At 47.2% G+C, this 23609-nt stretch carries 3 protein-coding genes; all 3 read left to right on the top strand.

What is annotated here, in order from left to right; genetic code table 11:
* Positions 1 to 837: 837 nt before the first annotated feature.
* From fabD to GCU48_RS00945, 3 genes are read left to right on the top strand one after another with little or no spacing between them, the layout of a single operon-like run.
* Entirely contained in the window at positions 838 to 3126 is a 2289-nt protein-coding gene (gene fabD, locus GCU48_RS00955) for an ACP S-malonyltransferase (RefSeq protein ID WP_152378748.1), read from the top strand.
* 38 nt (positions 3127 to 3164) lie between these two features.
* Complete coding sequence (locus GCU48_RS00950; protein WP_152378747.1) at positions 3165 to 14942, top strand: SDR family NAD(P)-dependent oxidoreductase; 11778 nt, start codon at positions 3165 to 3167, stop codon at positions 14940 to 14942.
* Positions 14935 to 23604, top strand: coding sequence for an SDR family NAD(P)-dependent oxidoreductase (locus GCU48_RS00945; RefSeq protein WP_167518618.1), 8670 nt, complete (start codon positions 14935 to 14937; stop codon positions 23602 to 23604). The genes GCU48_RS00950 and GCU48_RS00945 overlap by 8 nt, the downstream gene beginning before the upstream one ends.
* Positions 23605 to 23609 lie beyond the last annotated feature (5 nt).

Genomic DNA, 23609 nt, shown 5'->3' with positions numbered 1-23609 from the left:
GAGGCTTCAGGCATCGCGTGACCGCCGGGCGCTGGTGTACGCTAGCAGATGAGAATTTTTACTCACTAATTTGTATTTAGTACACAGTGAAAAGCCTGTAGTGGAAAAATTGCCATATGCAGGATTTTATAATAAATTCAGCCGATAATTTCATTTCCAAATCCGTCAAGATAACAGCTTACTGTATCCCATTTTACATGTAGATTCATTCAATGAACTTTGTCGCCTTTTGAGTGAATTGAAATATCGGAGAGTATTGACAAAACCAAGAATAAATTTGTATTATTAGGATAAATATTCACTTAGATTCCATTCTTTCTCCGGTAGCAAGCCTATTGCAAATAGCGATAAGAATCATCTTAGCTATTGCTATAATGGCTCTTTTGCCCTTCCTAATCAAGTCCAACAGCATCGTCTGGATTTGGACAAAAGAGACATACCAGTAACAATTTCTGATAAGAAAGTTATGGCAGAAGTTCTGTCACTTTCATAAGGAACCACCATTTTGTTAAGCTTTTCACTCAAATATGTGTAGCCCTTGATGCTGTCGTTTCCGACATCTTTGGCAAATCTACCTCATCCATCACCGACTACTTAGTCACATCCGATTTTTTGATCCGGTACACTGTTTATCTCTTTCCGCAAATCCTTGAGATTGAAAGCAATGGTTTGGAAACTTAATATAACGCTTATCCCAATAGATTAGGCAGATTCATATTCATTTACTTTATCTGCTTTTTATTGTGAGTGGGACTAGAACTATCTTTAACTCTGTATATTTGAAAATTTGAATATATGATTACTCAAATTTATGGTTATAAAGTGGGGATGAAAAATATGGCGACATTTATTTTTCCTGGACAAGGCTCACAGGTTAAAGGAATGGGAGGAAATCTCTTTAATGAGTTTAGGGAACTAACTGCTCAAGCAGATGACATTTTAGGATACTCTATTAAAGAATTATGTATGGAAGATCCCAACTCAACTTTAGGTCAAACCCAGTACACTCAACCTGCTTTGTTCGTAGTTAGTGCATTAAGCTATCTTAAAAGGATCAAAGAAACAGGGTGCAAACCGGATTTTGTTGCCGGACACAGCTTGGGAGAGTATAACGCATTATTTGCAGCCGGAGCATTTGATTTTGAGACTGGATTAAAATTGGTCAAAAAAAGAGGAGAACTGATGAGCCTTGCTACTGGAGGCAGCATGGCGGTGGTTCTCGGAATAACTGAAGAGAACATTGTAGAGGTGTTAGAACAAAATGGCTTATATTCCATTGATATTGCAAATGTGAATTCACCTTATCAAGTAGCAATTTCCGGTCTTAAAGAAGATATTGATAAAGCTAGGCCTATTTTTGAAGCAACCCCAAATGTCCAATTGTTCATTCCGTTAAATGTCAGCGGGGCTTTTCATTCCAGGTACATGACTGATGCACGGTTGGAATTTGAAAATATTTTGAATAAATACACTTTTTATCCATTATCTATTCCGGTTATATCCAATGTTTATGCGCGTCCCTATAAGCGGGAGCTTCTACAATCGACTTTAGCTGAACAAATTAATAGTCCTGTAAAATGGACGGAAAGTATCCGTTATTTGATGGGAATAGGAGAGTCAGTATTTGAGGAAATTGGCTCGGGTAGAATGTTAACGAAACTAGTCGAACGAATTCAAAAAGAAGCACAACCGTTGACCATCGACACTTACGAAGAAGCTGAAGAAAAGTCGGCATCAGAACCATTGAAGCATTCTCAGCCTAGTCATTCCGAAATTACTGCATCTCTACTTGGCAATCCAGAATTTAAAAATGAATATAATCTGAAATATGCGTATTTGACTGGTGGAATGCACTATGGTATTGCATCTGAGGACATGGTAATAAAAATAGGAAAATCTGGAATGATGGGATTCTTAGGAACACATGGTATGGAGCTTCCGCAAATTGATGAGGCAATCAGGCAAATTCAGAAGAATCTGAATGAGGGGCAAGCCTATGGAGTCAATCTATTTCATAACCCGGCGGACCCTGAAAGGGAAGAAAAGCTGGTTGATCTATATTTAGCGCTTAGAGTAAAAGTGATTGAGGCGTCTGCTTTTTTAACAGTAACACCCGCACTCATAAAATATCATGCCAAAGGTTTAAAAAGGGATTCTAATGGAAGGGTTGTAAGTTCAAACCGGATTATTGCCAAGGTATCCCGCCCCGAGGTAGCAGAAGCTTTTTTGAGTCCTGCTCCTAGACATATTCTGGATAAATTACTGCAAGAGAATAAAATTACTCAGGAAGAAGCGGACATGTCAGAAAATATCCCCATAGCAGATGACATATGCGCTGAATCGGATTCAGGAGGCTATACAGATGGTGCATCGGCTTATACTTTAATTCCGGCTATGATGTCATTAAGGGATGAAATGAAGGAAAAATATCATTACCACAATAATGTACGGGTAGGGGCAGCAGGCGGGATTGGAACACCGCAAGCAGCAGCAGCGGCTTTTATACTTGGAGCGGCTTTTATTCTGACAGGTTCAATCAATCAATGTACGGTGGAAGCAAGAACTAATGACGTAGTAAAGGAATTGTTGCAGCAAATCAATGTTCAGGATACGGATTACGTACCGTATGGCAATATGTTTGAAACAGGTGTAAAAGTTCAAGTACTTAAAAAAGGAGTGTTTTTTCCTGCGCGAGCAAAAAAATTATATGATTTATATTGCCAGCATCATTCCCTAGACGAGATTGATGAAAAGACAAGGAATCAAATTCAGGATAAATACTTTAAACGAAGCTTTAATGAGGCATATGAAGAGATAAAAGCTCATTCCCCTGAACACAAGATCAATAAGGCAGATCAGAACCCAAAGCAAAAGATGGCGTTAATTTTCAGGTGGTATTTTGAATACAGCAATAGATTAGCTTTGAGCGGAAGTAAAGAAAATATTGTGGATTATCAGGTTTATTGCGGATCAGCCCTTGGCGCGTTTAATCAGTGGGTTAAAGGTACGGACATTTCGGTGTGGAAAAATCGCCATGTGGATGAGATTGGGGAAAAAATAATGAATGAAACGGCAAAAATGTTAAATCAAAAATTCAACAGCTTTTTTAGCATTAAAGAATTATAAAGCTGGTTGTCCAAACAATTTTTATTGGAGGAGAGCTTATGGAACAAAAAAAGGGTCCGGAAAACACTTCATACGTTTCTCGAATTTTCGAAGTATGTAATAAATATCCCGATAAAAAGCTGTTTATTTATCAAGATAAAAATGAATTTCCTAATTTCCTTGATGGGCAAACCTTAATAAATAAAATAAGAACTGTAGGCAGTGCCTTGCAATCAAAGATGGTACCGGCCGAAAAAGCAATTCTTATATTGCCGCAAGGATTAGAATATATTTATAGTATTATGGCATGCTGGTATGCCAATGTTGTAGCGATACCTGCACCAATTACTGACCCGGTTGTTAAAGCCCAGGACCTGGAGAAGCTATCGCTAATCTTAAAAGATTCTCAAGCGTCATGCATTATAACAAATACATATTTTATGGGGGTTCTTAAAGAAAACCCGAATTTTAGTTCATTATTTATGTTGAATGTTGATGATACGGCATGGGATGGATTTACTATTACCGAGGAAAAAAGCCATAATCCGGGGGATCTTGCCCTTTTGATTTATACTTCAGGTTCTACATCCCAGCCTAAGGGTGTTATGATCAGTCATAAGAACCTGATGTTTCAAGCCGGAGCAGATCAGTGGAGAATAGACCAGGATACACGTATGGTTTCCTGGCTCCCCCAATTCCATGCCTTTGGACTTCACAATAATATATTAGTCCCGCTTCTACATGGAGCTTCCAGTGTAATTTTGTCCCCAAGCCGGTTTATTAAAAACCCCGAAGCCTGGCTTGAAGCCATTGACCGCTATCAGGCTACGCATACCGCTGTGCCAAACTTCGCTTTTGAGTATTGCTGCTCATCAATAGACCTTGATTCTGTAAAAAATCTCTCCCTGGCTTCGATCAAGGCGATTATTTGTGCGGGGGAGCCCATAAGAGAGGAAGCTTACCAAAGCTTCAATATGAAGTTTAAAAGTATAGGACTTAGGGAGAACGTCTTTTGTCCTCTTCTCGGCCTGTCAGAAGTGTGTCCTGTTGTCAGCATCAAGCCAGGCGAACCTGTCCGCTATTTGAATTTGGATGTTGACTGTTTGGATCAAGGCAAAGTTAAATATAGCGATAATCCGGGCAAGAGCAGGTCTGTCTCAAGCTGCGGAGAGATTGAGAAGCCTACAAAGATCGTCATTGCCAACCCTGAAACCCGTGTATCCTGCTCGCCTGGAGAGATTGGCGAGGTCTGGATCAAATCTGACGGTGTGGGATTGGGGTATTTCAACAGAGAGCAGGAAACGGAACAAAGCTTTTCTGCAATTTTGGATGATACGAAGGAGGACGGATTCTTCCGTACAGGGGATATTGGATTCATTGAAGACAATCACCTCTATATCATCGGACGGGAAAAAGAGGTCATGGTCATTCGCGGCAAAAAGCATCACCCCATTGATCTGGAATGGACGGTCAAGAAAAATCTTCCGGAGCTTGCTGCTTCAATAGCAATCTTCTCTTGTGAAATCGGGCAGGAGGAAAGAGTGGTGGTCGTTCAAGAGCTTGAAGCACCCGTTAGCGAATCCGAGTGTAAAAAAATAGTGAAAGATATTATTCGCGTCGTGACTGAAACCCATGGCGTTGAAATCTATGAAATCGATTTGGTTCAGAGTGGCAGCATTCCAAAGTCAGGCAGCGGCAAAGTTCAAAAGAAAGCCTGCCGCAATCTCTATCTGAATCATGAGCTTATAGTAATTCATAAATATGTGCGGGGGATTCATACCGCTCCAATAAAGGTTCAAGAAGTCTCAGCAGTCAAGACTGACGAAATGATTGAAGCTTTGAAGAAGAAGGTATTCCTTCCGATCCTTGACTTGGACCCTGCCGCACTGGAAGAGACAACCGTGTTATTTGAACTAGGGATGAATTCCGTCCAGTACGTACAGATCTCCAGGAAGATAGAAGAAATTTTCAATATTCAATTTGAGACTGTCAGATTGTTTGAGCATGTAGATTTTGAGGATTTGGCGAAGTATATTCTAACACAAATAGATGGTTTGCCTGTTCGAGAGACATCTGAAGCTCAAGCTATTGCACAGGTTAGGGCTTCAAGCGATTCACCAGTCGCCGTTTCCGAAAACACCAATCAAGGGGATATTGCGATCATTGGGGTATGCTGTGATTTTCCGGGGGGCTCTGTTGATTTAGAACATTTTTGGGATAATATCATTGGAAATTCCGATTGCATCACTCCGATTGAGCAAAGCCGTCCGGGTATTTTAAAAGACTTCGAAGCCTATTACGGAGATTTAGAGGATTCTTTTCCGCAATGGGGGGGCTTTATTAAAGATGTGGAGATGTTTGACGCTCCTTTTTTTCACATTTCGCCTTTGGAAGCGGAGAGTATGGACCCTCAGCAGAGAAAATGTCTGGAGTTCACCTGGACTGTCATTGAGGATGGCGGATACAATCCTGCCCGGTTAGCCGGACAAGACGTTGGCGTTTTTATTGGTGTTCATTATAACGATTATGCAGAGCTGGTTCTAAGACAGCCTGAGCTTATGGAAACCTACGGGGCTTACCTCGATTCGGGGCTTCATATGAGTATGATTGCAAACAGGGTTTCGCGCTGGTTCAATTTTCATGGTCCAAGTGAAGTGGTCAATACGGCTTGTTCAAGCTCGTTAGTAGCCGTACACCATGCCGCAGAAGCGATTCACAAGGGAGAATGCAGTCTGGCCGTTGCAGGAGGCATTAACCTTATCCTGACGTCCCGGGTCTACCGCGCCTGCCATAAAGGAAGAATGCTGGCAAAAGACGGACGTTGCAAAACCTTTGACGAGCAGGCAGACGGATTTGTAAGGGCGGAAGGGTATGGCGCCGTATTGCTCAAGGCATACGACCAGGCCGTGGAAGATAAGGATACCATTTACGGAATCATTAAAAGAACGGTGATCAACCATGATGGACATTCCGGCTCATTAAGAGCGCCAAATCTCAATGCTCAAAAGGAGCTTATTAAGGCGGCGTATAAAGATTCCGACGTCCCGCCCGAAACGGTCAGTTATATTGAGACCCATGGGACAGGAACTTCCTTGGGTGATCCTATCGAGGTTCAGGCCATTCAGGAGGCATTTAAAGAGGTTAATCCCCATATCCCCAATTCCTACTGTGGCGTAGGTTCCGTTAAAACCAATATCGGCCATCTCGAATCCGCCTCTGGCATAGCTGGACTTATAAAGGTTCTTCTATCCATGAATAAAGGCATGCTGCCGGGTATTGTTCACTTTAACAAGCTGAATCCCTATATTCCGCTGAGTATGAGCCCTTTATATATTGTAGACCGCGTGAAAGAGTGGAAGAGACTGACCAACTCAGACGGGCAGGAGATCGCAAGACGGGCGGGGATCAGCTCTTTTGGCTTTGGCGGCGCAAATGCCCATGTGGTAGTTGAGGAATATATTCCTCATCATAAGGTCGAAGGAGCGGCTGCCGGTCTAACTCAAGGTAAGGCGGCGATCATTCCGCTGTCGGCAAGGAATAAGCAACAATTAAATGCTTATGCTCTGAGATTGCTTAAATTTCTAATGAAATTTAATACAGAGATTCATCTCGAAGATTTGGCCTACACGTTTCAGGTCGGACGCGAGGCAATGGAGGAGAGAGTGTCATTTGTAGCCGATAACATTCAGGGATTGATTGAACAATTAAAAGATTTTACGGAAGGAAAAGACCAGATTCAAAATTGCTATGGCGTTGCACCGGATGAGGATTCTCAGGAAAAAGAATTTGCTGAATTATGGGCAAAGGGTTTGAGCATGGACTGGAATCAGCTGTACGGCGAGATAAAGCCCCGCCGGATGAACGTTCCAACCTATCCCTTTGCCAAGGAGCGTTATTGGATACCCGAGGCGGAAGTTAAGCGTGGCAGTCAAATCACTCCTGTACCTGGAGCGTTCATTCATCCTCTCCTGCATCAGAATACTTCGGATCTTTCGGAGCAGCGGTTTAGCTCGGCCTTTACAGGTGAGGAGTTCTTCCTTAGCGATCATATAATCAACGGACAGAAGATCCTGCCGGGGGTTGCCTATATTGAAATGGTCCGGGAAGCGGCAAGGCAGGCTACAGGCGCCTCGGAAGAGAGCCATAATAGAATACGGATAAAAAACATGGTTTGGGCGCAGCCAGTTGTTGCAGTCAGCAGCCCTGTGAAGGTAGATATCTCTCTTTTTCCAGAAGAGAATGGGGAGATTGGCTATGAAATATACAGCAATATTTCTAATGATGATCCCGGGTATAGCGTAAATAGCCAGGGCAGTATAGTGCTGAGTCCGGCTGTACACCCTCAAATGCTGGATATTGGGGCCTTGAAGGCCATGTGCAGTGAGAACCGCTTTTCCGCCGGGCAATGCTATGAGGCGTATAGAGAGCTGGGCATTGACTATGGCTTGGGACATCAGGGGATTGAAGCTTTATACGTGGGTGAAGGTAAAGTCCTGGCGAAGCTGTCCTTGCCCGCTTGCGTAATGGACACCAAGGATCAATTTGTGATCCACCCGAGCGTAATGGATTCGGCTTTGCAGGCATCGATAGGCTTAACCTTGCTTTCCGGTGATCGGAAGGCCGTCTTGCCTTTTGCGCTCGACGAGGTGGAGGTTTTCGAAAGATGCCGTCCTAATATGTGGGGTTATATCCGTCATATTGGCAGTAAAACGCCTGAGAAGAAGGTGCAAAAGCTTGATATCGACCTGCTGGATGAGGACGGCAAAGTTTGTGTGCGAATAAAGGGGCTATCGTTAAGAGTATTAGAAGATCAGGCGTATGGTGAGGCTCCGGCAGAGACTCATATGCTTGAGCTTTACTGGAAAGAGCAGCCTATTGAGCCTGAAGGGCTAAAGATCAAGTACGCCCAGCATGTGGTGGTGCTTTGTGAACCCGAAGAAGCTATCCTTCATACGGTTCAAGCTGGGATGGATCAAGCACAGCTTATTGTCTTGCATTCTGAAGACCAAGCTATTGACCAACGATTTGAAGCCTACACGGTACGGCTGTTTGAGGAAATACAACGTATTTTAAAAGCAAAACACACAAGCAGAGTATTGATTCAGGTCGTCATTTCCTTTAACAACGAACAAATGCTCTTATCCGGTCTGTCCGGATTATTAAAGACGGCCCAATTGGAAAATCCAAAAATTTCCTGTAAGTTGATTGAAATTGAAGCCTGGGACAAACCGGAAGAATTAGTGAAGCAGATGACTGAGAATAGCAGAGGCAGCTTTGATAATCCTATTCGATATCTAAACGGTAAAAGATGGGCTGTAGACTTGAAAGAATTGGATACAGTAAATGATGAAGTCCATATTCCATGGAAGGATAATGGCACCTACCTGATTACTGGCGGCGCAGGAGGCATTGGCTTGATCTTTGCCGAAGAAATTGCCCAGCGTGTTCAGGGCGCAAACTTAATATTAACAGGCAGATCCCCACTCCGTGCGGACAAGGCAGCCCAACTTGCAAAGCTGCGGGAATCAGGAGCGTTCATAGAATATAGGCAAGCAGATATCACGCAAAAGGATGCTGTTGCCGGATTAATCCGAAGTATTCAGGATAAGTTTGGAAATATTAACGGCATCATTCATAGTGCAGGGGTCATTCGGGATAACTTCATCATTAAGAAGACCAAAGAAGAGCTAAAAGAGGTATTAGCACCCAAAGTTACAGGGCTGTTTAATATTGACCAGGCAAGTAAAGACATTGACATGGATTTCCTCATTCTATTTTCTTCTGTGGCTGATCTTATGGGGAATCTTGGTCAGGCTGATTACGCTGCTGCCAATGCTTTTATGGATGCTTATGCGAAATACCGAAATCAACTGGTGGCGGCAGAGCAGCGCTCTGGACAGACATTATCCATTCTTTGGCCTCTATGGAAAGATGGAGGGATGAAGGTGGATCAGGAATCCGAGAAGATTATGCTGGAAAGAATGGGTTTGGCCCCCATGCATACGGCAGCGGGTATCCGGATGTTGTATCAGGGTCTAGCCTCCGGCAGAGACCAGCTAGTAGTCATGCACGGCGACCTCAACCGGCTGCGTGCTGCACTACGGGGGAATAATATCCGTGCCGGAGCCTCAGAAGCGTCTAATGCCGGAGAGCAGCAGATAGAAAATAGGGGCAATCTGGGAAGCGTGGCGAAGGAGAAAGCGGTAAACTACTTTAAAACCGTGCTTTCATCTGTACTCAGGCTGCCTGCATCCCGGATAGAAGCTGATGCCAAAATGGAGAAGTATGGCATAGATTCCATTATGATTATGCAGCTGACAAATGAATTAGAGAAAACATTCGGTTCATTGTCAAAAACACTATTTTTTGAATATCAGAGCATTCAGGAATTAACGGACTATTTCCTTGAATCCTATGCAGATAAAATGGCGGAATTACTCGAAATAAATGGGAATACGGAGAATTCCGGTTCGAAGCCGTCTGAAACCACTAGGCTGGAAACAGTGACGAAGACTTCGGAAACGACTCTTAGAAGCCGTAGACATCAACGTTTTGCCAATATTCATACTGAATCCCCGCAAGCGACAACAACAGATGCGTTGGATATTGCCATTATCGGTGTTTCGGGACGTTACCCTGGAGCAAGGACAGTACAGGAATTTTGGGAAGTCTTGAGGGACGGCAAGGACTGCATTACAGAAATACCAAAGGACCGGTGGGATCACCGTTTGTTTTTTGATGAAGACAAGAACAAGCCTGGAAAAACCTACAGCAAATGGGGAGGCTTTATAGAAGATGTAGATAAGTTCGATCCCCTGTTCTTTAATATATCGCCGCGGGATGCTGAAATGATGGACCCGCAGGAACGCTTGTTTTTAGAATGTGTATATGAATCTTTGGAGGATGCGGGGTATACCCGAGAAGCTTTACATGCAGCTGCGGATTCTGGCTTGAAAGGCAATGTCGGAGTTTATGTCGGAGCCATGTATGAAGAATACCAGTTGTATGGCGTTCAGGAAACCCTTCAGGGCAGACCCATTGCTCTTTCGGGGAATATATCCTCAATAGCGAATAGAATTTCTTATTTCTTTAATTTCCAGGGTCCAAGTATGGCTGTCGATACCATGTGTTCTTCCTCCTTGACGGCCATACATTTAGCCTGCCAGAGCTTACAAACCGGCGGATGTGAGCTGGCGATTGCAGGAGGTGTGAATGTTTCCATTCATCCCAACAAATACCTGGCGCTTGCCCAGGGGAAATTTGCGTCCAGCAAGGGCAGATGTGAAAGCTTTGGGCAGGGCGGGGACGGGTATGTTCCTGGTGAAGGTGTTGGCGCAGTAATCCTAAGGCCACTTTCCAAAGCCATCGAGGCCGGAGATCATATCTATGGGGTTATTAAAGGAACGGCGATTAATCATGGGGGAAAAACAAACGGATATACGGTTCCTAATCCGAACGCGCAAGCAGCAGTAGTCAATCAGGCTTATAAAAAAGCAGGAATTGACCCAAGCACAATCAGCTATATTGAGGCGCATGGTACCGGAACTTCTTTGGGCGATCCTATTGAAATCTCCGGGTTAAGCAAAGCATTCCGGGAATATACAGATAATACGCAGTTCTGCGCTATTGGATCATTAAAATCAAATATTGGGCATTGTGAAAGTGCAGCCGGCATCGCAGGAATAACCAAAGTATTGCTTCAACTTAAATTTCAAAAATTAGCGCCGTCGCTGCATTCTAAAACATTAAACCCTAATATTGACTTTATCCATACACCCTTTGTAGTGCAGCAAGAGCTTGCTGATTGGGAGCATCCGGTGATTAACGGAAAGGAAATTCCAAGACGTGCCGGAATAAGCAGCTTCGGTGCCGGAGGGGCCAATGCCCATATCATTGTAGAAGAATATATAGAACAAAACCGGCAGGAGACTCTAATCACACAACCAGTAATTATTGTATTGTCGGCAAAGAATGAAGAACAGCTTACCAAGCGGGTTCAGCAATTGTTAGCCGTTATCGGGGAACAGCAATTCACGAATGATGACCTGACATCTATCGCTTATACCCTTCAGGTTGGGCGTGAAGCAATGGAAGAGAGAATGGCTGTTATTGCCGGTTCTGTTCATGAGCTTCAGAGCAAGCTGAGGGCATTCATTGAAAATCAGAATGAGGTTGAGGCGGTATATAAAGGGCAGATTAAACGCAATAAAGCGGCTCTATCCATTTTCGCAGCAGATGAAGAATTACAGGAGGCTATGGATAAATGGGTCCAGCGCAAAAAATATGAAAGAATTGCGGAGCTTTGGGTTAACGGAGTCGATTTTGATTGGAATAAATTATATGCTGCCGTTAGACCTAAACGCATAAGCCTGCCAACCTACCCTTTTGCCCGGGAACGTTATTGGATGCCTACAGTGAAGCCTGTTCCCGGCGGAATACAAGACCCGGTTGCTTCTGAGGCTGCGCCGTCCGCATATACGGAGAACATGGTTCTGGTGAAAGATTGGAGTCCCCAAAGTGCTGAACCGCACAGGGATGCGAGTGAAGGGATCATTATTGTAGCAGGAACATCGGCTACGGAGGAACTGGCTTTTACGTTGTTTAAAGATCATCGGGACATTCGGATCGTACAGGTTATCCATGGCGGAAATCCGTATTTGCGAGGAATAACTACCGACTTCTATTCCGGTTCGGCAGGCGAACGCCTTTATCAACAGGTAAAGGAAGCCATTCCTGATCAAAGAATACTGGGTGTAATTGATATTTCGGCCTTGGATAGTGAATATGAGCGATCTTTAGATGTGGAACTCGGCAAGATCAAATTCCTGCAACAAATCATTGAGAATCACAGGAATGACCACTGTAAGTTTTTACAAATTACTTATAATTTAAATGACCTGGACACTAAAATAACGACCATGAACGGCTCACGCCTGGCAGGATTCTACCGCATGCTGAGTGCCGAGTACAGTCAAATTCAAAGTATGACGATGGATACGGATTGTTCAATTCAAGAGAATCATCGGCTTGCCCTACAAATTCAAATGGAGTTTTTAAATAAGAATACGGAGAACGTGACAGAATGTTGCTATCGTAACGATAAGCGGTATATGCCTGTGCTGAAATCTCACCCTGTGGAGGATGCTGCATGGGAAAGGGTTAATGCCACTGCAAAGGTTGAAGACCAACATGTTGTTGTCGTTACAGGCGGATCGAGGGGAATTGGCGCGGCTGTTGCCAGACATATCGCTTCGCAGGGAGTTAAAAATCTGGTAATTATGGGCAGAGAAGAGCTGCCTGAGCCGTCCCGGTGGAAAGCGGTGCTGGAAAGTCAAGAAAAGTCTGAGCTGAAAGAAAAGCTAAAGGCCATGCAATATTTGATGGACCAGGGGATAAAGGTTCTCTATGATCATACCTCTTTAACTAATCTGGAGGGTCTCCGCCTCCTGTTACGGAAGGTTCATAGAGATTTAGGCCCTGTAACGGGCGTGTTCCATTGTGCCGGGCTTGCAAGCAACAATCCTGCCTTCTATAAAAAAGAGCTGAGCGATATTGCAGCCGTGTGCGAGCCGAAAATAAAAGGGCTTGTTACCTTGCACCAAGCTGTTGAAAACGAGCCGTTAAAATTCTTTGTTTTATTTTCATCCATATCCGGGGTTGTACCGGCGCTGGCAGCCGGCCAAAGTGATTATGCCGCAGCAAATGCATATATGGATTATTATGTGCTAAATCAACACGGAGAGGGCAAGGCATATTTCCAATCCATTCAATGGCCTGCCTGGAGTGAGACGGGAATGGCTTCAGGGGTAATGCGCACACCCGCTTACACCCGAACGGGAATCTCGGCCTTAGGAACGGCAGACGGAATAAGGTTTCTGGATTATTTGCAGAGCAGTCCGTATCCTGTCAGCATTCCCTGTAAAGCGGATTCGAGCACATTCGCAAGCGGCTTGATGCTGAAAGCTGAGATCAAATCTGCGAAAGAAGAAGATCGCTTGCCTCAGCATGATCGGAAGGGAAAATCAGAAAGTCCCCCTACAGGGGGAATAGGTGGTTTGCGAGCGCCTGTTGTTAAGTGGCTGCGGTCTGTTTTGGCATCGGAATTAAAGCTAAAGGAAGATCAGCTTAATGAAGATAAGCCATTCAGTGATTATGGGGTCGAGTCGATTACATTGGCCCAATTAACGCAAGCGATGCAGCAAAAGGTGGATAAGCCGATTACGCCGTCCTTACTGCTGGAACATAGCACAATAGCGGCATTGGCGGATTACTTTGTTTCCAACCACTCCGAAGCTTTACAAAACAGTCTTGGAGAAACCCGCATTACGCCAAATATCGCCTATTCTCAAACCGAAACATCCGAAGCGGATACGGGCATAAAGAGTCCTTTCGTAACGGATCAGGCCAATACAACGGAGGATATCGCCGTGATCGGAATATCCTGCCGGTTTCCGGATTCTCCCACGAAGGAGGACTATTGGAACTTGCTGGCGCAAGGGAAATGCGCGATCCGGCCATTAACCGATAGACGCTGGCAATCTGAGGACAGCCCTGTATATTACGGCGGATGGATTCAAGATGCGGAGCGGTTTGATCCGAAATTTTTCAATATTAATGAACATGATGCGGCCATTATGGATGTGCAAGCCCGGATTATTTTGGAAGAAAGCTTAAAGGCCGTTTATGATGCGGGATACGATCACAAGCAATTATCAGGACACAAGACAGGGGTTTATATTGGAGGACGGTCGCAGCCTGTAGCGGACCTGGAGACGGTGCTTGAGGCTCCGAACCCCATTTTGGGAATCGGCCAAAACTATATTGCGGCCAATATTTCGAAATTTTTCAATTTCAAAGGACCCAGCATGATCGTTGATACGGCTTGTTCATCAGGAATATCCGGTCTGATCCTTGCCGCCGATGCTTTGCGGGCCAAGAGAATGGATATGGCTCTAGTCGGAGCGGTCAGCGTACAGACGGATTCCCTTGCCCATGACATGCTTGCGGCCCGGAATATTTTAAGCAAAAATGGCGAGTTTCATATATTTGACAAGCAATCTGAAGGAGAGGTGCTGGGAGAAGGCGCAGGGGTTGTCCTGCTCAAGCGGCTTGATGATGCCATAAGGGACGGCAATCATGTGTACGGCGTTATCAAGGCAATCTCCGTTAATAATGACGGCAAAACACTTGGTCCCGGTTCACCGAATATCCTTACTCAAAAGCAAGTCATGCAGGACGCGCTGGAATTAAGCGGAGTGCAAGCCGGGGACATCGGGTACATCGAAGTCAACGGGGGCGGCTCGCCTGTCGTTGATTCAATCGAAATTAAAGCCGTGTCTGAAGTCTACAGCCTTAACAGACGGGATTTGCCGCTATGCTGTATCGGATCGGTTAAGCCGAATATCGGGCATTTGTTATTAGCATCCGGGTTAGCCGGATTTATCCGTTGTGTATTAAGTGTGCATCATAAAAAAATTCCACCGTTCTTATCTGCTTTAACGCCTTTCGATTACTATGATTTTTCCGCTTCCCGTATCTGCTTTAACCGGGAGACTATAGATTGGCGGGCGGATGCCGGAAAGAAACGGATTGCGGCGCTCAATTCCTTTCCCGACGGCGGTACAAACTGCCATGTGATTATAGAGGAATTTGTGCCTCATGCCGATTACAGACAATACCTTTTCCCTAAGACGGCTCCAACAATGGATAAGAAATATTTTCCGATAAGCAATGGCAGAACTTCTTTGAAGGAACTGGTAATAGCCGGCAAACCGCAGGATGCAAGCCAACGAAAGGAGCGAAATATAACAAATGTGTGGGGCGACTACTATGAATAAAACACTGAATACGTTGATCACGATTGCGCATCCGATTATTAAGCATCATTTGGTTAAGGGACAGCCGTTACTGCCTGGCTTAGCCTATATTGATATGTTATACCAACTGGCGAAGCAATCGCTGGGCTTGGATTATCAAAGGCATTGCTTAAAAAAGCTGTCGATTTTCAATCCCTTGATTGTACGTGAAGACCAGCCGGTAGAACTGAAGATTTCTTTTAACAAGAATGCAAGCTACTGGGATGTGTCGGTTAACGGAACAGAGACGGATCTACACGGGAATCCGCTTCAAGAGAAATTGTATATTACGGCCGAATTGCATGAGGAAGAAGTAAAGCTTGATAACTATATAAATATAGAAGCAATGCAGCGAACGGCTGTACGGTATTTAAACATTGAAACCCTATACGAGCAGGCCAGAGCGCAAGGATTGGTCCATACGGGGATGATCAAAGCCGATGCTGAAATTTATCTGACCAATCCGGGGTGTTTTGTAATAGTGGATGTAGGTGCGGACTACCGTAGCGAAGCGGAACATTATCTTTTTCACCCTACACTCATTGACGGTACCGGACTGGCATCGGAAGCATTAATCGAGAAAGACGGAAATAGCGCTGCGGAAGAGTTATATATCCCTTTATATTATGAAGCTTTTTATTGCAAAGAACCTTTACGCACCCGCTGCTATGCTACGGTTCATTTATCTTCCGGCCATTCAGGCAAAGAGATCCGTGTGATGGATATTCTGTTCTTCAATGCGGAAGGAACACAAATTGGCGAACTGCGCGGCTTAACTACCAAGCGGGTAAGATTTGACGGCCAAATCAATCCATCCATGCCAAAAGAGATCAATAGAAATCAAGGATCAGTGCAGGAGCGGTTAAGTCAGATTTTTTCCAAATACCTTGCATGGGAAGCGTCTGAGATTGACGTAAACATAGGGTTCTATGAGTTGGGGCTGGAATCTGCGCAATTACTGGCTGTTGTTAAAGACCTTGAAGAGGCTTTTGGGCTGGCATTAGCCCCGACCGTATTGTTTGAGTACACGACAATTGCGGAACTGGCTGCATACTTTACAGAGAAGGGCGCCGCGCCCATAGGCCAATTTAATAGCGGAATACAGGAGATGAATCAGGGGCAGGCCGAGGAAGATATTGCGATTATAGGCATGGCAGGACGCTTTCCCCAATCAAGGAATATTGAAGAATTCTGGGATAACTTGAAAGAGGGAAAGGATTGCATCCGTGAAATCCCGAAATCCCGCTGGAATTGGGAGGAATTCAAGGAGCTAAAATCGCCTTCAGGTAAAAACATCTCCAAATGGGGCGGATTTATTGATGAGCCGGATTGCTTTGATCACCAGTTCTTTAGAGTAACGCCGCGGGAGGCGAAAACGTTAGATCCGCAGGAACGGTTGTTTCTGGAAACCTGCTGGGAAGCGATTGAGGATTCGGGATATACTGCGAGCACTTTAGCGATGACGCCTGGCGAGGTTAAACGACACCCTGTAGGGGTGTTTGTCGGGGTCATGCACAAGGATTATTCCTTGATTGGCGCTGAGGCGATGGCGCGGGGGAGCGTATTTCCATTGTCGTTAAACTATGGACAAATCGCGAACCGGGTTTCTTATTTCTGTAATTTTCACGGGCCAAGCATGGCAGTAGATACTTTGTGCTCTTCTTCACTTACTGCTGTACATCTGGCCCTGGAAAGCATCCAGCGCGGCGAATGTGAAGTTGCGTTGGCGGGTGGAGTAAACTTGTTACTTCATCCTAATAAATATATAGCTTATGGAATGATGGATTTCCATTCCAGTGACGGTTATTGCCGTACTTTCGGAAATGAGGGGGACGGCTATGTTTCAGGAGAAGGTATCGGTGCGGTTATATTAAAGCCGTTGAGCAAAGCAATACAGGCAAGAGATCATATTTATGCCGTCATTAAGGGCAGCGCTGTTAATCATGGCGGTACGGTGAGCGGAATTACCGTTCCAAGTCCGGTCGCTCAGGCAGATGTCGTCACGGAATGCTTGAAGAAAACGGGTATCCATCCCAGAACTATCAGCTATGTAGAGGCCCATGGGACAGGCACTTCTCTGGGGGACCCCATTGAGATTCAAGGTCTGATGAAGGCTTACCGGCGATATACGGAGGAAACGCAGTATTGTGCGATCGGATCGGTGAAGTCAAATATCGGGCACAGTGAATCCGCAGCCGGGATTAGCGGTTTGATCAAGGTTGCTCTTCAGCTTTACCACAAGACGCTGGTACCGTCCTTGCATGCTGAAGAAGTAAATACACATATTCATTTTGAACAGTCTCCGTTTTACATACAGCGTAGAAATGAAGAGTGGAAGCAGCCTGTATTGAACAAAAACGGAAAAGAAGCAGCTTATCCCAGAAGAGCCGGATTAAGTTCTTTTGGCGCTACAGGTTCGAATGCCCATGTTATTTTGGAGGAATACGTTCCTGAAGCAGTTCCCCAGCAAACAACCGGGGCGGTGAATAACCATTCTGACCCTGTGATTATCCTGCTTTCTGCCAAGAATAAAGAACGTCTGCAAGCGTATGCCAAGAAGCTGCTTGAGTTCTTGAAGTATAGCGAGGTCAACTTAAACAGCCTGGCTTATACCTTACAGGTCGGACGCGAGAATATGGAAGAACGGGCAGCATTTGTAGTACAGGATGTTTCCGCGCTGATGATTAAATTACAGCATTTTATCGACGGCAGGAAAGAAATGGATGAATACTTGCAGGGACAAGTGAAGAAGAGCAAAGGTGTAACGGATGCCGATCAGAGTTATCCAACCTTAATTAATCAATGGGCCGGCATAAGAGACTATATGAAAATAGCGGAGCATTGGGTTACTGGACATAGGATCGAGTGGGAGTCTCTGTATGGCGGAATAAAGCCTCAACGTATCAGTTTACCGACGTACCCTTTTGCAAGAGAGCGTTTTTGGGTGCCGGAGCTTGAGGACAAGCTGGTAAGAACGCCGATAGATTCAAATGCTGTAACGGCGATCCATCCTTTATTGCATCAAAATACTTCGGATCTTGCTGAACAGCGTTTCACTTCAAATTTTACCGGGAAGGAATTTTTTCTGGAGGATTTGCAGACGGCGGGGAGCAGCACATTGCTGATCGGGGCTTACCTGGAAATGGCAAGGGCAGCGGTAGACCAGGCTACAAGCAGTATTAGGGAGGATAACAGCAGAATCAAGCTAAAGGATGTCATTTGGGCCAAACCTGTTGATGTTCAACAACAACCCGTTCAGGTGCATATCGGGCTTTTCCCTGAGGATAATGGCGAGATTGCCTATGAAATTTATACTGCACCCGGGCTGCCTGGTTCTGAACCGGTTCTGCATTGCCAGGGAAGTTCATTCCTGAATTCGGATACCGAAGCTCCGGCTTTAGACATTAAGGCCATACAGAAACAGTGTCAGCAAGGTGATTTATCATCCGGCCAGCGTGACCAGGCCAAAGCCAGGGGGATCGGGACATTATGGATGGGAACCGGTCAAGCGCTTGTGAAGATGGCGTTATCTACTTCAGCCGCAAGCGCACAGTATCCGTTCATTCTTCACCCCAGCTTGATCGATTCCGCATTACAAGCAGCTATCGTGTTCATGGAAAGTACCGCTAAGTCCTATGACGGCAAAGCTCATGCAGGTTATGTCCTGCCGTATGCGCTTCAGGAGCTTGAGATTTTCGGCAACTGTTCTTCTGCAATGTGGGCGTTGATCCGGTGCAGCGGCAATGATGAAGCAGGAGGAAGAGAACGGAAATTTGATATTGATATCTGTGATGAGCAAGGCAAGGTATGTGTGCGCATAAGAAGGTTCTCGATCAGAGTAGCCGGATTGGATATCCAACCGGCAGCAGCTCCCCCGGCTTCCGATGCGCTGCTTATGTTAAAGCCCGGCTGGAAAGAGCAAGCGGCCTTAGAGGGAGCTGGAGATTCTGGCTACAGCCGCCACCTGGTAGTACTCTGTGAAATCAGCGGTATTTCGCGCGAGGATCTGGAGGGCAACATGCCGGAAGCCCAATGCCTGGTTCTACAATCCGCGCAAGGAGAACTGGACCAACGCTTCCAGGAGTATGCTGCACAGATATTTGACGAAGTGAAGAGTATCCTCAAGGCCAAGCCCAAGGAAAAGGCGCTTCTGCAGCTTGTAGCCCCAGCCCGGGGCCAGCAGCAGCTATTCCGTGCTCTGTCAGGGATCCTTTATACGGCGCAGTTTGAAAATCCCAAGGTTATGGGGCAGCTTATTGAAGTAGAACCGGGAGAAGATACAGGAAGTCTTATAGCCAAGCTGAATGAGAATAGCCGCAGCCTGGCGGATAAGCAGGTTCAATATATAGACGGAAAGCGCCGGGTGGCTGTCTGGAGTGAAATCAGCGCGGGAGCATCCAGAGTGAAGCCGCTATGGAAGGACCATGGAATCTATTTGATTACGGGGGGCGCAGGGGGCCTCGGGCTTATATTTGCCGGCGAAATTGCCGGTCAAGCCAAGCATGCGACGCTGATTCTGACCGGCAGATCCCCGCTTAACGAAGACAAGCAGTCTGCGTTAAAGGCGCTTGAGGCCGCCGGTGCGCGAGTGGAATACCGGAGAGTCGATGTGGTCCACAAAGAGGAAGTGGCGGCTCTAATTCGGGATATTCGGAACGATTACGGAGCCCTCCACGGAATTATTCACAGCGCAGGAATCATACGGGATAATTTCATCCTGAGAAAAACTAAAGAAGACCTGCAAGCCGTGATGGCTCCCAAGGTCAGCGGACTGGTCAACCTGGATGAAGCCAGCCGGGACTTGCCGCTGGACTTCTTCATTTTCTTCTCATCCATGGCCGGGGCTGTCGGCAATGTCGGCCAGGCGGATTATGCTACGGCTAATGCGTTCATGGATGCCTATGCAGGCTACCGGAACAGCCTGGTGCTGTTAAAGCAGCGCCAGGGACGGACACTCTCCGTCAATTGGCCCTTATGGAAAGAGGGCGGAATGCATGTGGATGAAGAGACCGAGAAGGTGATGATGAAGGATTTCGGGATTGCCCCCATGCGGACAGAGACCGGCGTTCAGGCGTTATACCATGCCTTTGCCTCCGGAAGTGACCGGGTCATGGTCATGGAGGGGAATCCGGTACGGTTAAAGGAAAAATTTCTGCCGGAATCTCCAGCTTGGCCGGAAACAGAGGCTCCCAGCCTTACAGAAGATCACGATCTGGGAGCTTTGCCGGAGCAAGTGCGGAAGGATTGCATAAGAAGAGTCGCCCGGCTGCTGCAAACGGGGACCGAGGACATTGACCCTGATGCAGAGTGGAATGACTATGGGCTGGATGTGGTGGCCCTGACCGGACTGGTTAACGAATTGAACCAAGCGTATGGACTCGACTGGACCTATGACATCTTTCTTGAATATCCGACCCTCCGCAGCCTGGCAGACGATCTGCTGGAAACCTGCAAGGGCCGCTTGCCCCGTCCAGTGGAAGGGGACGCTTCAAGTGCGCCTGCTGCTCCGGCTGTTTCGGCTTCGGCTATTGACACGGAACTATTGAAGGAAAAGACGCTGCACCAGCTCAAGGTTATGTTCGGCGACATTACCAAAATGCGTGTGGACAGCATTGATGGGGAAGAGTCTCTGGAGAGCTATGGCATTGACTCGATTATGATCAATCAGCTGAACCAGAAGCTGGGGGATATCTTTGGGGAGCTTTCCAAGACGCTGTTCTATGAATACCGGACCTTGCTGGAACTGGCGGAGTATCTGGTGTCCGATCACTCCCCGGGGTGCTTAAAATGGACGGGGCTGACCGAGCGGGTACAAGCCCTGCCGCCGCATGCGGCACAGGGGAATTTCGATCACGAACTCCCTGTACTGGCTTCACGGAAGGCCGGCAGAAGGAAGGCACGCAGCTTTACTGCCGGAGCGCCCGCCGCTGCCGCGCGGGAGCCTGTGGCGATTATAGGGATCAGCGGACGCTATCCCAAGGCCGGAAGCCTGCAGGAATATTGGGACAATCTGCGGCGGGGACAAGACTGCATCACGGAAATTCCGGAGGAACGCTGGTCCAAGGAAGGGTTCTTCCAGCCGGACCCCCAGGAGGCGGCAGCGCAGGGGAAAAGCTACAGCAAGTGGGGCGGCTTTATAGACGGATTTGCGGAATTTGACCCGCTCTTCTTCAACATATCACCGCTAGAAGCCCATAACATGGACCCGCAGGAACGGCTGTTTGTCCAATCCTGCTGGGAGGTATTGGAGGATGCGGGCTATACCCGGGAGCAGATCCGGTCGCAATATAACGGGAAGGTGGGCGTCTTCGCGGGGATTACCAAGACCGGCTACGATTTATACGGCCCGGATTTATGGAAGCAGGGGGAGAGGGTATTTCCGCATACGTCATTCAGCTCGGTAGCCAACCGGATTTCCTATTTGCTGAACCTGCAAGGTCCCAGCATGCCCATTGATACGATGTGCTCTTCGTCATTAACCGCCATTCATGAGGCGTGTGAGCATCTGTATCAGCAGGAGTGCGAAATGGCGGTTGCCGGGGGAGTTAACCTTTACCTGCATCCTTCCAGCTATGTTGGATTATGCGCCCAGCAAATGCTTTCGGCCGACGGCCAGTGCAAGAGCTTTGGCAGCGGAGGCAACGGCTTTGTCCCGGGTGAAGGGGTGGGCTGCGTTCTGCTGAAGCCTTTGTCCAAGGCAGTCGCAGACGGGGATCATATTTATGCGGTGATCCGCAGCACCAGCATCAACCACGGGGGCAAGACGAACGGGTATACCGTGCCAAATCCGGTGGCCCAGGCCGAGCTGATTCGCACGGCGCTGGACAAGGCCGGAATCCATGCGCGGACCGTCAGTTATATTGAAGCCCATGGGACAGGAACGGCGCTGGGCGATCCGATAGAAATTACGGGGCTGACCCAGGCGTTTGGCAGAGATACCCAGGACAGCGGGTATTGTGCGATTGGATCGGTCAAATCCAATATCGGGCATTTGGAGGCGGCAGCGGGGATCGCGGGAGTGACTAAAATCCTGCTGCAAATGAAGCACGGGAAGCTTGCGCCCAGCCTGCATGCGAAGGAATTGAACCCCAATATCCAGTTTGCCAAGACGCCCTTTGCCGTGCAGCAGGAGCTTGCCGACTGGAAACGGCCGGTCGTGGATGGACAGGAGGTCCCAAGACGGGCGGGAATTTCCTCGTTTGGGGCCGGAGGCTCCAACGCGCACGTGGTGCTTGAGGAATATATTCCTGCACAGCAGGAAGCGGCCTCGGCTGCCGTTACCCCGGAGAAGCCGGCCATCATTGTGCTGTCGGCCAAGAATGAGGAAGGGCTGAAGGCGCAGGTCCAGAGATTGCTGGCCGCCATCGAGGAACAGCCATGGACGGAGGGCGACCTTGCGGACATAGCTTACACCCTCCAGACAGGGCGCGAGGCCATGGAAGAGCGGCTGGGAGTGATTGTAGACAGCATCGGGCAGCTCAAGGCGAAGCTGCGGGGCTTTGCAGCGGGACAGGATGGGCTTGAGCATGTATATCGCGGGAAAGTCAAGCAAAATAAGGGAACCTCGGCTATTTTCACAGCGGATGAAGATATGCAAACAGCCATCGATTCCTGGCTGGTCAAAGGGAAATATTCGAAGCTGTTGGATTTATGGGTCAAGGGGGTCATGATCGACTGGAACAAGCTCTACGGCTCGGCTAAACGGAGAAAAGTCAGCCTTCCCACCTATCCTTTTGCAAAAGAACGCTATTGGGTGGACAAGATCGGTGAACATAACGGCAATAACTGGCCAGCTTCTGCCGAAGCCTCCGTGATTCACCCTCTGCTGCACCGGAATACGTCCGACCTTTCGGAGCAACGCTTCACTTCAACCTTCACGGGCAAGGAGTTTTTCCTGGGAAGCCACATTGTTAAAGGGCAACGGGTGTTACCCGGAGTCGCGTACCTTGAGATGGCCCGGGCTGCGGTGGAGCATGGGGCGCTAAAAGGGAGACGGACGGGGATACGGCTGAAGAATATCGTTTGGGCCAAGCCGATTGTTGTGGGAGTCCAGCCAGTTCAGATTCACATCGGACTCTTTCCAGAGGGAAATGGAGAGATTTCCTATGAAATCTATAGCGAGGCTGAAACAGTGGATGCCCAGCAGGTAGTGCATAGCCAAGGGATTGCATTGCCATGCCGGTTGGCGGAAACGCCGGCTCTGGATATACATGCGGTGCAGGAGAGCTGCACCCAAAATATCATCTCACCCGAAGCTTTGAAGACGAGGACGGCGGGCCATGATGGGATTCACCATTGGTTAGAAGAGGTGTATGTAGGGGAAGCGCAGGTGCTGGCGAAGATTTGTCTGCCATCCTGCATGTCCGGTGCGGAAGGACAATTTATCCTGCATCCCGACATCGTGGATTCTGCGCTACAGGCATCTGCCGGATCGATGATGGGTACAGAAGGCAATAAACCTTGCTTGCCTTTTTCGCTTCAGAATATGGAAATTTTAGGTAAATGCACTTCGAATATGTGGGCGCTAATCCGTTTCGATAATGGCAGCAAAGACAGAGAGCGGCTAGAGATGCTGGATATTGACCTTTATGATGAACATGGCGCAGCCTGCGTCCGAATGAAAGGATTTACTGGCAAGAGGTAAGCGAA

The organism is Paenibacillus brasilensis, from assembly GCF_009363115.1.
Lineage (GTDB): Bacteria > Bacillota > Bacilli > Paenibacillales > Paenibacillaceae > Paenibacillus > Paenibacillus brasilensis.
This window is presented reverse-complemented; position numbering and strand designations above follow the sequence as displayed.